This is a genomic window from Marinomonas sp. 63XJN7_7_ISO-PGPR-S23-202, from assembly GCF_056173505.1.
In genome coordinates this window covers 2,460,071-2,474,983 of the sequence record NZ_CM149677.1, presented here as the reverse complement: position 1 = coordinate 2,474,983, position 14,913 = coordinate 2,460,071, and the positions used below count along the sequence as shown (strand labels likewise).

Here is a 14,913-nt window from a genome sequence, read left to right as displayed (position 1 = left end):
ATACAGTACGACAAATAAAGGAAGCAGCATGACGACCATCTACCATAACCCTCGTTGTTCCAAATCCCGCCAAACACTCGCTTTGCTAGAAGAAAACGGCATTCAAGCAGATGTGCGCTTATACCTAAAAGACGCACCAAGCATTGCAGAGATCAAAGAATTGATTGCACAGCTTGCTCTTTCCCCTATTGAGATGATGCGCACAAAAGAAGCCTTGTACAAAGAACTTGGCTTATCCAAAGAATCGACAGACGAAGAACGTATTCAAGCCATGCACAACCATCCGAGCCTAATCGAACGCCCTATTGTTATTCATAACGGTAAAGCGAAAATTGGCCGACCACCCGAGCAAGTGCTGGAATTATTCTAATGGGTACCCCCTATGTTTTAATTTTGTTTTACAGCAAACATGGTTCGATTGCTGAAATGGCCAAACACATTGCTAGAGGCGTCAATAGTGTCGGTGGAATTGAGGCCAAAGTACGTCAAGTTCCTAATGTGTCAGAGACCTGCGAAGCAACCACTCCTGAAATACCAGACGAAGGCTCTCCCTATGCCACATTAGACGAGTTGGCAGAGTGTTCAGGCTTAGCACTTGGTTCTCCATCGTATTTTGGCGCTATCGCAGCACCACTCAAACACTTTATAGATCAAACCTCAATGCTTTGGTTGACTGGCCGTTTGATTGATAAGCCCGCCTGCGGATTTACAAGCGCAAGTAGCATGCATGGTGGCCATGAACAGTGTCTTCATTCGATGATGACGCCACTTTTACATCATGGCATGGTTTGGGCAGGTTTGCCTTACAACAATAAAGCACTCCTTAGCACCACCGCAGGTGGGACACCTTATGGTGCAAGCCACCTTGCCAGCAATACAGACGAGCATCAGCTGACAAATGATGAAAAATCTCTATGTGAAGCACAGGGCAAACGCATTGCCGAGATGGCCATAAAACTGGCTAAATAGCTCATCATTGATCCTCATCTTAAAATTACTCAATAAAAAAGGCGCAGTGACATCGTCTATCACTGCGCCTTTTTGTTTATCTCATCATTATGTAGATCGTTAGATACTTAAAATCTTGGTAACTCAATGTCTTTAAAAAGCTGCTCAGCATCTTGTCGATTAGCAGCTTCCATTGCTGCAACAACGATATCTTTGGTTAAATGAGGCGCAAATGACTCAATAAATTTATACATGTAGCCACGAATAAAGGTATTGCTACGAATACCGATTTTTGTACAACTGTCTTCAAAAAGGTGTGAGGCATCGAGGGCTACCAAATCAGAATCTTGCTCAGGGTCAAAGGCCATGGATGCCACGATCCCCACCCCCAAGCCGAGACGAACATAAGTTTTAATGACGTCTGAATCGGCCGCGGTAAAGACAACATTTGGATCTAAGCCTGCCTCTTGGAACGCTTGATCCAATTGAGAGCGTCCGGTAAAACCAAAAACATAAGTCACAATGGGATGTCCAGCTAATGCCTCTAAAGTCAATTTGCTAGCTTGCGCTAGAGGATGATCTTTTGGCACAACAACGCAACGATTCCACATATAACAAGGCAGCATGACTAGATTGCCGAACAATTCTAGCGCCTCGGTCGCGATAGCAAAATCCACAACACCATCATTTGCCATCTCGGCAATTTGCATGGGCGTCCCTTGATGCATGTGCAGTGTCACATCCGGATAACTGTCGATGTATTCATGAATCACTTTTGGCAAAGCATAGCGCGCTTGAGTATGCGTTGTGGCAATATCCATGGCACCTTTGCGCTCATCGCTAAATTCATTAGCAACACGTTTAATATTCTGCGTTTGATTCAAGATCTCACCCGCTAAGGCAATAATCTTTTCCCCTGCTGGGGTTATGTGGGTTAAATGCTTGCCGCTTCTTGCGAAGACTTCAATCCCCAGCTCATCCTCAAGTAAACGGATCTGCTTACTTACGCCAGGTTGAGAAGTATAAAGGCTTTGCGCGGTGGCCGAGACGTTCAAATCATGACGCGCTACTTCCCATATATATCTTAGCTGCTGTAACTTCATCGGACACCTTATTCTAAAAAGAGTTAAAAACATAATAAAATATTACTTTATAGAATAGTAAAAAACCTCTAGTGTTTCCAGCTCGAATCGCCATAAAGACAGAGTACGATGGATTTTATTTGGTATATTTTAGCAGGCTCCGTTGTTGGGCTTGCCATTGGCATCACGGGAGTAGGCGGTGGATCACTTATGACGCCACTATTACTACTCTTTGGTTTTCCTCCCCATATTGCCATTGGAACGGATCTTATGTATGCAGGGATCGCCAAAAGCACTGGCGTCTACTTACATGCTAAAAAAGGCAATGTGAACTGGCGCATTGTTGGCGCCATGGCGGCTGGCAGTTTACCAGCTTCACTTGTCACTATATGGCTACTCTCCCAGTTTGACAAGCCTGACAACTACCAACACATATTAACGACGACCTTAGGATTAATGTTGTTAATAACAGCACTTGTCATTATTTTTCGCAGAAAACTACTAAACAGCTTTGATTTACATTTATCGGAAAGGACCAGTTTAAAACTGATCTTTGTCTGTGGCATCGCACTAGGAACGTTAGTAACCTTAACCTCGGTCGGCGCTGGGGCACTCGGTACCGCAATCATGATGATTCTCTTTCCCGTTATGCGAGCCAAGAACATCGTTGGTACCGATCTCGCTCATGCGGTACCACTTACATTGATCGGGGGAATTGGGCATCTGCTGCTTGGTAATGTGGACTATACCCTACTGATAGGCCTTCTCATTGGCTCCATCCCTGCGATTTACCTTGGTACCTATGCATCCAGCTATCTGCCCAACAAAGTATTACAGCCTCTTCTGGCCACTGCACTCATGGCATTTGGTCTAAAATACCTCTTCTTTTAAAAAAGATCCTAAAAATGAGGGGTAATAAGGTTCATAAAAGATGTAAAACACGATAATGTTCCAACACGTAAAAAAATAGTAACTAGGAATCCCTTGTAATGAGTAATCGACATCTTGAGGACTTAAATATTGCCTCATTCTCCCCTTTAGTCACTCCAACAGAACTAAAGGCTGAACTACCTATTAGCGAGTCCGTAAGCAAAGCGATTGCGCAATCTCGTGAAACAATCAAAAACATCATGGATGGTAAAGACCACCGCCTTGCAATTGTTATAGGCCCCTGCTCTATTCATGACCCAGAAGCCGCCCTTGACTATGCAAGACGCTTGAAAACATTGGCTGAAAAAGTAGATGACTCGATTTATATCATCATGCGCGCCTATTTTGAAAAACCAAGAACCACGGTCGGCTGGAAAGGCCTTATTAACGACCCCAATCTCGATGGCACATTTGATATTAATAAAGGCCTACGTATCGGCCGTAAGTTATTAATTGATTTAGCGGAACTTGGCTTGCCATTAGCGACTGAAGCTCTTGATCCCATTTCTCCCCAGTATATTCAAGACTTGATCAGCTGGTCTGCCATTGGTGCTCGCACAACCGAATCACAAACGCACCGAGAAATGGCGTCTGGTCTGTCTGGCCCTGTTGGCTTTAAAAATGGTACAGATGGCTCAATGACAGTAGCAATCAATGCGATGCAGTCCGTTTCACATCCACATTCCTTTTTGGGAATTAATGAAGCGGGTCAAGTCACCGTTGTCAATACCAAGGGTAATGACTACGGACATGTTGTCTTGCGCGGTGGCGGCGGTAAACCCAACTACGAAGCGCAATTTGTCAGTGAAGCAGAAGAAGCGCTAGCTAAAGCCAACCTAAAAGCAAACATCATGGTGGATACTTCCCATGAAAATTCCAACAAGAAACCTGAGCGCCAAGTCATTGTCGCCGAAGACGTTACTCAACAAATTCTCGATGGTAACCAATCCATTATGGGATTAATGATTGAAAGTAACATTGGCTGGGGCAATCAAAAAGTCCCCGCTGAGAAAAAAGACCTCACCTACGGTGTCTCCATTACGGATGCCTGCATCGACTGGCAAACAACGGAGCAAACAATTGGCGACATGGCCAATGCATTAAAATCTGTGTTGCCTAACCGAAAGCGCTAATTAACACCTTGATGAAACGCGGTTAAAAACGAAAAAGGGACGGTATTTTTCTATCGTCCCTTTTTACGTTCAGCTGTATTTTCCTGTGCACTCAACCACAAACATCCACAGGATAAATTCAATAGGATAGCAATTGCTACATAAATGCATTATCCGTAACAGTGTGGTCGGTTGCATCTTTCACTGCAGTTAACCCCGCCACTTTTTCAATCAAGGTTTTCTCAACACCTTCTTTCAAGGTTAAATCAACCGCACTACAACCTTGGCAACCACCACCAAAGCGAAGGACGGCAACTTGACCATCTATGACTTCTACCAAGGTCACCTCACCACCGTGGGCGGCAAGGCCTGGGTTTATGTCCGAGTACAGAACATAATTAATTTGATCTTCGATTGGACTGTCTGCTGAGACTTTTGGCATCTTAGCGTTAGGCGCTTTAATGGTTAGCTGCCCTCCCATCTTTTCGGTTGCATAGTCTATGTAGGCTTCATCCAAAAAGTTCACTGAATTTTTCTCAATGTAGACTTTCAGTTTAGGAAGATTCAAAATTTCGTCTGTCTCATTCACTTCATCAGGACGGCAGTAAGCAAGACAAGTCTCCGCATAAGGCGTACCTGGTTGTTGGATAAAAATACGCACAGCAATGCCCTCTACACCCTGTTTTTCCAGTAGTGAAGCAAGGTAGTCTTGAGCGCCATCAGTAATAGTAATATTCATAACAACCCTTCTAAATCAGTCATACATCTAATGGGTACATAGTAACTCAGATTGACAATAAAACCAAAGACCAACTAAAAAAGTAGGGTATTTTTCCACTATTCACTTTTGCCGGAACTGTTGATTGGAGGGGGTTAATTAATTGAATAAGCCTTATTAGAAAAACCGCTAAAGATATAGATAAATATTCATTTTTAGAATAAAGGAAATTTGCTAGAGTTACGCCATTAAAATTTATTAACCACGGCTTATTTCTCTATGTACCAATACGACGCAATTGACCAACAGCTTGTTAATGAGCGTGTAGCACAGTTTCGCGACCAGACACGCCGCTACTTAAATCAAGAACTAAGTGAACAAGAATTCTTACCACTGCGCCTACAAAATGGCCTCTATGTTCAGCGTTATGCGCCTATGTTGCGCATTGCCATTCCCTACGGCATGCTATCCAGTGATCAACTAAGAACCTTAGCAGGCATTACTCGCCGCTATGACAAAGGCTATGGACACTTCAGTACCCGCCAAAACCTACAACTGAATTGGCCGAAACTTGAAGATGTGCCAGATATTTTGGCTGAGCTTGCTCAAGTACAAATGCATGCCACACAAACCAGCGGTAACTGTATTCGTAATACAACGACAGACCAATATGCTGGCGTTATTGCGGACGAAGTCGTTGACCCACGCCCTTACTGTGAACTGATTCGTCAATGGTCTACCTTTCACCCAGAATTCGCCTTCTTACCGCGTAAGTTTAAAATTGCGGTAAACGCCACAGAATCATCTGATCGGGCTGCGGTTCAGGTGCATGACATTGGTCTACAAATCAAGAAAAATGACGCAGGTGAAATCGGCTTTAAAGTCATCGTTGGCGGCGGCTTAGGTCGTACTCCGATGGTTGGTTTAACCATCAATGAATTTGTCCCAAGGGAAGATTTGCTAACCTATTTAGATGCCATCATTCGCGTCTACAACCAAAAAGGCCGTCGCGACAATAAATACAAAGCTCGAATTAAAATTTTGGTTAAAGCCATGGGAATTGACGAATTCCGCAAATTAGTCGATGCAGAATGGCGTCATATACGCGGAAAAGAAAGTACGGTTCCAATGAGCGAGTTCACGCGGTTACAAAGCTTTTTTACTGAACCAAACTATGAAGCGCTAACAGACAACCCTGACGTACTCACCGCTAAGCTAGCGGACAGTGCAGGCTTTGCCCGCTGGTTTGAACGCAACACCTTTGCCCACAAAAAACCTGGCTACCGTATTGTCACTTTATCATTGAAAAAACCAGGTCAAGCCCCTGGTGATGCCACCGCAGAACAAATGGAAAAAGGGGCAGACTTTGCTGATCAATATAGTTTTGGTGAACTAAGAGTGAGCCATGAACAAAACCTTGTGCTTGCAGATGTTCGTCAAGACCAGTTAGTGGAACTGTGGGAAGCCGCTAAAGAGGCCGGTTTTGCAACCCCTACTTTGGGTCTATTAACGGATATGATCTGTTGCCCAGGTGGTGATTTCTGTGCGTTGGCTAACGCAAAATCCATCCCGATCGCAGAACAAATCCAAGAAACCTTCAACGACTTGGATTATTTATACGATTTAGGAGACATTGATCTAAACATTTCAGGCTGTATGAATGCCTGTGGCCACCATCATGTTGGTAACATCGGCATATTAGGTGTTGATAAAAAAGGCGAAGAGTTTTATCAAATTTCCATGGGGGGCTCCTCTGGTCATGATGCCAGTATTGGCAAAATTCTCGGCCCTTCATTTGCACAAGAAGAAATCAGCAGCGTAATCCAGAAGCTGATGGATGTTTATGTGAGCAATCGCACAGATGAAGAGCGTTTTATCGATACCTTCCGCCGTATAGGAATGGCACCATTTAAAGAGGCCGCATATGCTAAAGTTAATTAAAAATGGCAAGATTATCGACAATGAGCAAGTCTGGATTCAGGATAATGACACCCCCGTAACCAGCAATGCTATCGTGCCTTTAGCAAGATGGCTTGCTGAACATGAATCCATTGGCAAGGTGGCTGGTGTATGGATAGACGCAGGAGAAGGCGTGGAACAGATAGAAGGCGTAGACCTTACTCAATTCTCTGTCATCGGTATCAATTTCCCAGCCTTTACTGATGGTCGGGGCTTTAGCTACGCTCGACTATTACGAGAGCGCCTTAACTATCAAGGCGAAATCCGCGCATTGGGTCATTTTATTCCAGACCAGCAAGGTTATCTTTTACGTGTTGGCTTTAATGCCTTCCAGTTCAATGATGATGTAGATTTGGAAAAAGCACTACTGCTCAACAAAAGTTTTTCTATTGCTTATCAAGGCGATGTAATTGATCCCAGACCGATGTTTTTACGTCGATAAAGACTAAATCTTTTGTCAATACTCCAATAAAAGGTCCATTCTTGGGCCTTTTTCTATTGCGTATTTAGGCCTCGCTGATTATCGTAGGAAACGAGTCAAAGTGATTGATTGTTAAAGGGTCTTAACGTGTCTAAAAAAAGCATAACTTGCCTTCTTATAGGGCTGTTACTATCAGGCGTTGCTCAAGCAACTACTGTCTACGTCTCTGACGTTCAATTTGTTGCCATCCGTCAAGGACAAGACAATAATTCCCCCGCCGTTGAGCGCGGCATAAAAAGTGGTACACCTTTACAAGTATTGGAGAAAAGTAATGGTTATACAAAAGTAAAAACCCCCAGCGGCAACGTGGGCTGGGTGGCCGATTACTTCTTAAGCGACGATCAAGTGACCCGGGAGCAAGTGATTCAACTTCAAGAGCAGCTCACCAAGTTATCTCAAAGCAAAGTCGACCTAAATAAACAGTATGACGAAAGCCAACAAAATGTTGCGACACTTACAACACAAGTATCGAATCTTGAGAAAGATAAAAAGCAATTGACGCAGCAACTTGCTTCAATGAAGACGCTAACCGACAAAGCAAAGGCAATTGTTGAAAAAAACGACAATGTCAGTTATCAAATTGATACACTTAAGCAGCAGTTGGCCGCAGCCAAAGCTCAGGCGAATAACAAAAGCGATAGTAATCAACAAAGATGGTTTGCCATTGGCGCGGGAACGCTTCTTGGCGGTGTGCTCATTGGTATTCTCATCCCTATGACTCGTCGTAAAAAACCTAGTTCAGGTACATGGGTATAACACAAAATATCATTCTCTAAGGGAAACAAATGGAAGCATCCATCGTACACTCCTTCTTTTTAATTTTTGCAGGGGCGGCTGTTGTTGCTTCCATTGCTTTATACACAAGGCAACCCATGATTATCGCCTACATTGCTCTTGGAGCATTGTTTGGGCGGTATGGACTCTCTTTAATTACTGAACCAAAACTCATGAATCAAATGAGTCACATTGGTATCATTTTTCTGCTCTTTCTTCTCGGCTTGGATATGCAACCCAGCCACCTTATCAACATGCTAAAAAAAGCCGCTTGGATCGCCCTCTTAAGCTCCATTGCCTTTGCTGCTGTTGGTTACATGGTCGCTATTGCTTTTGGCTACACGAAAACAGAAAGCTTGGTCATTGGCATTGCCATGATGTTCTCAAGCACCATCGTTTGTATCAAATTACTACCGACAACCGTTCTACACCACAAACATACAGGGGAACTGGTCGTCGGCTTGTTGCTTTTGCAGGATATGATAGCCATTGGCGTTTTACTGGAGCTGAATAGCTTTTCCGCTGGCGCAGATAACTCCGCGGTGCAGTTTTTAAGGCCTCTTATTGCCCTACCCTTGCTTGTAGGCGGCGCTTTTCTATTTGTGAAGTTTATTTTGATAAAATTAATCACCAAGTTTGATCGATTTCACGAATATATATTTTTAGTGTCTATTGGTTGGTGCCTCTCAATGGCGGTTTTAGCCGAGTATTTAGGCCTGTCAGCAGAAATGGGCGCGTTCATCGCTGGCGTTGCACTTGCAACCAGCCCGATCTCTCAATACATTGCGACACATTTAAAACCACTAAGAGACTTTTTCTTAATCTTATTTTTCTTTACCATAGGCGCCAGTTTTGATTTCAGCTTATTAGGAGTGGTGATTGTGCCAGCCCTGATACTGGCCATCAGCTCAATGCTAATCAAACCTGTTGTTTTTCGGTTTTTATTGAAAGGCATCAAAGAAGACGCAAGTACGTCTTGGGAAGTGGGCTTTCGCCTAGGTCAAGTCAGTGAATTCTCACTGCTTATTGCCTACCTTGCGGCCAATATTGGCCTAATAGGCACAGCGGCCTCAAATGTGATTCAAGCAACGGCCATTTTAAGTTTTGCCCTATCAACTTATGTCGTTATATTGAACTACCCAAATCCAATCGCAATTTCAGATAAATTGCGCAGAGATTAGGCCAGATTTTCATGTCGATTTAAGATTTTTTACAACTCCAGACGCTTTTATAGAAAGGTTTGGAGTGGACTCTTTCTTTCGTCACATAAAATATAATAGAATAGCGCGAAATACCTGACTGCTAACTAAAAAGTCTTGTATAATAGCGCGCAAATTTCGTCCTCAATTATTTAGAGTAATGTAATGGCTGACTTATCAAAATACAGAAATATCGGTATTTTTGCTCACGTTGACGCGGGCAAAACCACCACAACAGAACGTATTCTTAAACTTACCGGTAAAATCCATAAACTCGGTGAAGTTCACGAGGGTGAATCGACTACTGACTTCATGGAACAAGAAGCTGAGCGCGGTATTACCATCCAGTCTGCTGCTGTTACTTGTGAGTGGAAAGGTCACCGCCTAAACGTAATCGACACACCTGGACACGTTGACTTCACAGTAGAAGTTTACCGTTCTTTGAAAGTTCTTGACGGTGGTGTAGGTGTATTCTGTGGCTCTGGCGGTGTTGAACCACAATCAGAAACCAACTGGCGCTATGCCAACGAATCTGAAGTTGCACGTTTGATTTTCGTAAACAAACTAGACCGTCTAGGTGCTAGCTTTTACCGTGTAACTGACCAAGTGAAAAAAGTACTTGGTGCCACTCCTCTTATCATGGTACTGCCAATTGGTACGGAAGATGAGTTCTCAGGTGTTGTGGACCTTCTAACTCGCAAAGCCTACATTTGGGATGAAACGGGACAACCAGAAAACTATGAAATCAAAGATGTCCCTGAAGACATGGTTGATCAAGTAGAAGAATACCGTGAAATGCTGATTGAAACAGCGGTTGAACAAGACGACGACCTAATGATGGCTTATATGGACGGCGAAGAGCCTTCCGTAGAAGAACTAAAACGCTGCATCCGTAAAGGTACTCGTGATCTTGCTTTCTTCCCTACTTACTGTGGTTCTGCCTTCAAAAACAAAGGCATGCAACTTCTTCTTGATGCGGTTGTTGATTACCTTCCAAGCCCTACTGAAGTAGACCCTCAAGATCTTACTGATGAAGAAGGCAATCCAACTGGCGATAAAGCAATCGTTGATGCGAAAGAGCCATTAAAAGCACTAGCATTCAAAATCATGGATGACCGTTTCGGAGCCCTTACTTTCGTACGTATCTACTCAGGCGTATTGAACAAAGGTGACACTATTCTAAACAGTTTCACAGGCAAAACGGAACGCGTAGGCCGCATGGTTGAAATGCAAGCGGATGACCGTAATGAGATCTCTTCTGCTCAAGCTGGTGATATCATTGCAATCGTTGGTATGAAAAACGTACAAACTGGTCACACCCTATGTGATCCTAAACACCCTTGTACACTTGAAGCAATGGTCTTCCCGGAGCCAGTAATCTCTATCTCTGTTACACCAAAAGATAAAGGCGGTAACGAGAAAATGGGCATTGCGATCGGTAAGATGGTTGCAGAAGATCCAACATTCCGTGTTGAAACAGACATCGACTCAGGTGAAACCATCCTTAAAGGGATGGGTGAACTTCACCTAGACATCAAAGTAGATATCTTGAAACGTACTTACGGTGTAGATCTAATCGTTGGCCAACCACAGGTAGCTTATCGCGAAACGATCACGAAAGAAGTTGAAGACACCTACACTCACAAGAAACAATCTGGTGGTTCAGGTCAGTTTGGTAAAATCGACTACCGCATCAAACCAGGTGAAGTGGGTTCTGGCTTCAAATTCTCTTCTTCTGTTGTGGGTGGTAACGTACCGAAGGAATTCTTCCCTGCGGTTGAGAAAGGCTTTAAGTCTATGATGGAAGAAGGCGTACTTGCTGGCTTCCCAGTACTAGACGTTGAAATAGAATTGTTCGACGGTGGCTTCCACGCGGTTGACTCTTCTGCGATTGCCTTCGAAATTGCAGCGAAAGGTGCATTCCGTCAATCTATGCCAAAAGCTGGCCCACAATTGATTGAACCAATCATGAAGGTTGACGTGTTCACTCCAGATGACCACGTTGGTGATGTTATTGGTGACTTAAACCGTCGTCGTGGCATGATCAAAGACCAAGAGAAAGGTTTGACTGGTGTTCGCATTAAAGCAGACGTGCCTCTAGCTGAAATGTTTGGCTACATCAGTACTCTACGTACTATGACATCTGGTCGTGGTCAGTTCTCTATGGAGTTCTCTCACTACCTACCATGTCCTAGCAACGTAGCAGAAACCGTTATTGCTGCTCAAAACGAAAAGAAAGCTAAAAAAGATTAATTTCTAGCCTTTTTGCTAAATTTAAAAAGCCGATGCACTTGCATCGGCTTTTTTGTTTCCCCAATGCTGTCATGCAGAACATTTCTGTTCATTGCGAAGCAAAAAAAAAGCCGACACACTTACGCGTATCGGCTTCACTTATTTAAATTTTTACTAGAAAGGCACTGGGTATTCTCTCAAGACCGCCATGATATCACTCAGGGCTTCTTCAGATAACACCATATCAAACGCCGCCATATCTTCTTTTAATTGCGCTAAAGACGTGGCACCAATAATAGTGGAGGTAACACCATCAACTTGATCACACCAACTCAAAGCCAGCTGAGCCGGAGTCATATTATGCTTAGCAGCGACTTCTAAGTATTGACTAACAGCCTTTTCAACCAGTGGCGTATCTCTGAAAAGGCCATTACGTTGAGCGTATGTCCAACGACTCCCTTCAGGACGAGCACCATTTAAATATTTACCTGTCAATGAACCAGCCGCTAAAGGAGACCAAGGTAAATAGGCAACATCTTCATGCACACAATTTTCAACTAAGTATGGCCAATCTTTTGTATGCAATAGACTAAATTCATTTTGAATGGAAGCGACGCGAGGCAAACCATGTTTATCACTCAGTCGGATAAACTCATTAATCCCCCAGGTTGTATCGTCAGACAAACCAAAATGACGAATCTTACCCGCTTTAATACATGCTTCTAGACCTTGAAGAATATCCAGCATTTGTATGGACTGTTCATCGCGATCCACATTAGTAAAACGAATGTTGCCCGGAAAATGTTTGGCAAAATGAGGCGTTGTACGATTCGGCCAATGCAGCTGATATAAATCGATATAATCTGTCTGTAAACGCTTTAGAGATGCGTCAACCGCTTCGATTACGGTTTTACCGGAAATATTACTGCCATCACGGACATAGGACATGCCAGGGCCCGCAATTTTCGTCGCAAGAATAAAGTCTTGACGACGCGATGGGTGACGAGAAAGCCAATCTCCAATGATGGTTTCGGTTTTCCCGTAAGACTCTTTCGTTGGCGGTACAGAATACATTTCCGCTGTATCCATAAAATTAACACCATTATCTAAAGCATACTCAATTTGCTCATCAGCATCCGCTTGAGTATTTTGTGTGCCCCATGTCATGGTTCCTAAACACACTCTTGACACTTCAAGCCCAGTACGGCCAAGCGGTACATATTTCATTGTTCTCTTCCTTATATTTGATAACACGCATGCAAGGCATGCCGGATAAAAATCTCGTTAACCAATGTAATAAAAGTGATTGTTTTAAGCCAGTTTCATAAATGAAAACAATGAGGAGCGCACTACCTCACTACTTTACAATATTGATGAAACCGTCTTATAAAGAAAGACAAAGCCGCTAATTTTGCTCTGGTAAAGTCACATTCAACTCCAATACCGAACAATCATCTGTATTTTCAAGCTGAATTTGTACATCTTCACTACCAATTTCAACATATTTACGGATGACATCGATAATTTCCTGCTGCATCTGAGGGAGATAATCTGGTTGATGGCGCTTACTGCGCTCATGAGCCACAATGATCTGCAAGCGATCCTTCGCCACAGAGGCTGAGCTGGGAGCCTTTTTTGCCTTAAAGTAATCAAAAATACCCACATTAACCCCCTAACAGTCGCTTGAAGAATCCTTTTTTCTGAACATCCAAGAAGCGTAAAGGACGCTCCTCTCCCATTAATCGATCGACCGCATCCGTATAAGCCAGTCCCGCTTCGGATTCTTGATCCAATATAACTGGGGTTCCTTGGTTAGAAGCCTTCAACACCGCTTCGGATTCCGGGATAACCCCCAATAAAGGAATGGCAAGAATATCTTCCACATCGCTCACGCTCAACATCTCCCCAATGGCGACCCGTTCGGGGTGATAACGGGTAAGCAATAAATGTTCTTCAATAGGCTCTTTGCCCTCTTCCGCACGACGGGATTTACTCTGCAATATCCCCAGGATGCGATCTGAATCTCGCACGGATGATACTTCAGGGTTTGTCACAACAATCGCCGCATCGGCAAAATACAAGGCCATTTGCGCGCCCTTCTCAATGCCTGCTGGTGAATCACAAATAATGTACTCAAACTCTTTAGACAACTCATCCAATACAGCTTGTACACCTTCTATCGTCAAAGCGTCCTTATCTCGTGTTTGAGAAGCAGGTAAGATAAATAAATCCTTAGTACGTTTGTCTTTTATCAACGCTTGGGAGAGAGTTGCTTCTTTGTTTATCACATTAACAAAATCATAAACGACTCTGCGCTCACAGCCCATAATCAGATCTAGGTTACGCAGACCCACATCAAAATCGATAATAACCGTTTTGTGCCCTTTTAATGCAATACCAGTCCCTATTGCTGCGCTGGAGGTAGTTTTACCCACCCCGCCCTTGCCTGAGGTGACCACGATGATCTTTGCCAATGCTGTATCCCCCGATCCCTCACTCGTGAGTGGATCAAAATATAAATGAAAAATAGTGACTAAAGTGATGTTATATCTAAGCTATCGTCGATTAATACAACTTGTGCGGGCTCTTTCCAAATAATTTTTCTTAATGCATCACTCAGCATGAAGTTACCCGCAATAGAAACCAACTCCGCCTCTAAACTTTTACAAAAAATCCTAGCCTGAGTATCACCTTTTACCCCAGCCAATGCCCTGCCGCGCAGCGCACCATAAACATGAATATTGCCATCTGCTAATACTTCGGCGCCGGCACTCACTTGGGTTAAAATAATCAAATCCCCTTCTGCATACACTTGCTGCCCAGAGCGAATTGGCTTGGTAATCACCTTGGCTGCTTGCGGCACTAAGCGCTCTTCAACAACCGTTTTAACAACCACATCAGGGCTTGTTTCTTTGGGCTTCGCTTCCGGCATCAAAATAGGACGCGCTTTACTTGCAGGCAACATAGGTATTCTAGCCTGAGAAAACCAAGTTGGCTTATTTTCTTGATCACAACGCCAGCCAATAACTCCCAACCCCAAATCAGCTAATGAAACGATCAATGTATCAAAAGCATCAAGGGGTAAATCCTGCTCTAACTTAGAGAGATCGATAATAATAGGTGCTTGATTAAAAAAATGTGGCACTTGTTCAATCTTTTCTCTTAATTGAGCAATAATGCTGTTTAACGACAATGTTTGAATTTCAAGTAAAATGGTCGTTACGACACTTCCTTTTAACTGGAAGCCTAAGTCTGTCATGCAAACTGTCCTTTTTTCGTGCCCTATAAACGCTCAACAAGATAAGTTTTGTGCTTAAAGACTAAATGGGTGTTTAAAACCCCTATTCTATCAATCCTGTCGATTAAAGAAAGGCATCAAAGATAAGTCTTTGATATCAATTAATCTTTATTACGCGCTCTATAATAGTGCCTGATTAATCGTCCCTTGTACAATAATGAATAGCCCAACAACCTATTG

The 14,913-nt window shown here is 43.4% G+C and carries 15 protein-coding genes; 9 read left to right on the top strand and 6 right to left on the bottom strand.

Translation table 11 applies throughout. From position 1 onward, the window contains the following. The first annotated feature begins 28 nt into the window (after positions 1-28). Positions 29-370 carry an arsenate reductase (glutaredoxin) gene (arsC, locus tag AC0VYG_RS11360; RefSeq protein ID WP_475432374.1) on the top strand — a complete coding sequence of 114 codons (342 nt, stop codon included), beginning with the start codon at positions 29-31 and terminating at the stop codon, positions 368-370. After that, positions 370-969 (top strand): NAD(P)H:quinone oxidoreductase, encoded by a 600-nt coding sequence (gene wrbA / locus AC0VYG_RS11355; RefSeq protein ID WP_475432373.1) that lies wholly within the window; start codon positions 370-372, stop codon positions 967-969. Before arsC ends, wrbA begins: the two co-directional genes overlap by 1 nt. 107 nt (positions 970-1,076) lie before the next feature. Here wrbA and cysB read toward each other — a convergent pair whose 3' ends face one another. After that, the gene (gene cysB, locus AC0VYG_RS11350; protein ID WP_475432372.1) at positions 1,077-2,051 is read right to left on the bottom strand and encodes an HTH-type transcriptional regulator CysB; all 975 of its coding nucleotides are present in this window, start codon (positions 2,049-2,051) and stop codon (positions 1,077-1,079) included. Positions 2,052-2,159: 108 nt separating this feature from the next. Here cysB and AC0VYG_RS11345 point away from each other — a divergent pair, with 108 nt between their 5' ends. Together AC0VYG_RS11345 and AC0VYG_RS11340 are read left to right on the top strand one after the other, a co-directional pair. Next, on the top strand, positions 2,160-2,921 hold the full coding sequence (locus AC0VYG_RS11345; protein ID WP_475432371.1) for a sulfite exporter TauE/SafE family protein: 762 nt from the start codon (positions 2,160-2,162) through the stop codon (positions 2,919-2,921). 98 nt (positions 2,922-3,019) lie between these two features. Then, positions 3,020-4,093 (top strand): 3-deoxy-7-phosphoheptulonate synthase, encoded by a 1,074-nt coding sequence (locus AC0VYG_RS11340; protein ID WP_475432370.1) that lies wholly within the window; start codon positions 3,020-3,022, stop codon positions 4,091-4,093. 136 nt (positions 4,094-4,229) lie between these two features. Here the strand turns inward: AC0VYG_RS11340 and nfuA are convergent, their stop codons facing one another. Continuing rightward, positions 4,230-4,811 carry a Fe-S biogenesis protein NfuA gene (gene nfuA, locus AC0VYG_RS11335; protein WP_067018071.1) on the bottom strand — a complete coding sequence of 194 codons (582 nt, stop codon included), beginning with the start codon at positions 4,809-4,811 and terminating at the stop codon, positions 4,230-4,232. Positions 4,812-5,069: 258 nt separating this feature from the next. Here nfuA and AC0VYG_RS11330 point away from each other — a divergent pair, with 258 nt between their 5' ends. The 5 genes from AC0VYG_RS11330 (at position 5,070) to fusA (ending at position 11,456) form a co-directional block, all read left to right on the top strand. Then, a complete protein-coding gene (locus tag AC0VYG_RS11330; RefSeq protein WP_475432369.1) occupies positions 5,070-6,731 on the top strand; it encodes a nitrite/sulfite reductase in 1,662 nt (553 codons plus the stop codon). Then, positions 6,715-7,191, top strand: a complete 477-nt coding sequence (locus AC0VYG_RS11325) for a DUF934 domain-containing protein (protein ID WP_475432368.1) — start codon at positions 6,715-6,717, stop codon at positions 7,189-7,191. Before AC0VYG_RS11330 ends, AC0VYG_RS11325 begins: the two co-directional genes overlap by 17 nt. 126 nt (positions 7,192-7,317) lie before the next feature. After that, a complete protein-coding gene (locus tag AC0VYG_RS11320) occupies positions 7,318-7,986 on the top strand; it encodes a TIGR04211 family SH3 domain-containing protein (protein ID WP_475432367.1) in 669 nt (222 codons plus the stop codon). Positions 7,987-8,015: 29 nt separating this feature from the next. Beyond that, positions 8,016-9,185: a cation:proton antiporter domain-containing protein gene (locus AC0VYG_RS11315; protein WP_475432366.1), complete on the top strand. Its 1,170-nt coding sequence runs from the start codon at positions 8,016-8,018 to the stop codon at positions 9,183-9,185. A 183-nt stretch (positions 9,186-9,368) separates the two neighbouring features. Further along, positions 9,369-11,456 (top strand): elongation factor G, encoded by a 2,088-nt coding sequence (gene fusA / locus AC0VYG_RS11310; protein ID WP_475432365.1) that lies wholly within the window; start codon positions 9,369-9,371, stop codon positions 11,454-11,456. A 153-nt stretch (positions 11,457-11,609) separates the two neighbouring features. On the opposite strand, the gene AC0VYG_RS11305 is transcribed toward fusA, so the two are convergent. The 4 genes from AC0VYG_RS11305 to minC all read right to left on the bottom strand — a co-directional run bounded on the left by AC0VYG_RS11305 (position 11,610) and on the right by minC (position 14,694). After that, on the bottom strand, positions 11,610-12,662 hold the full coding sequence (locus AC0VYG_RS11305; RefSeq protein ID WP_475432364.1) for an aldo/keto reductase: 1,053 nt from the start codon (positions 12,660-12,662) through the stop codon (positions 11,610-11,612). Between the two features lie 178 nt (positions 12,663-12,840). Then, complete coding sequence (gene minE, locus AC0VYG_RS11300) at positions 12,841-13,098, bottom strand: cell division topological specificity factor MinE (RefSeq protein WP_475432363.1); 258 nt, start codon at positions 13,096-13,098, stop codon at positions 12,841-12,843. A gap of 1 nt (position 13,099) precedes the next feature. Further along, positions 13,100-13,909, bottom strand: a complete 810-nt coding sequence (gene minD / locus AC0VYG_RS11295; protein ID WP_475432362.1) for a septum site-determining protein MinD — start codon at positions 13,907-13,909, stop codon at positions 13,100-13,102. A 59-nt stretch (positions 13,910-13,968) separates the two neighbouring features. Further along, positions 13,969-14,694 (bottom strand): septum site-determining protein MinC, encoded by a 726-nt coding sequence (gene minC, locus AC0VYG_RS11290; protein ID WP_475432361.1) that lies wholly within the window; start codon positions 14,692-14,694, stop codon positions 13,969-13,971. Between the last annotated feature and the right edge of the window lie 219 nt (positions 14,695-14,913).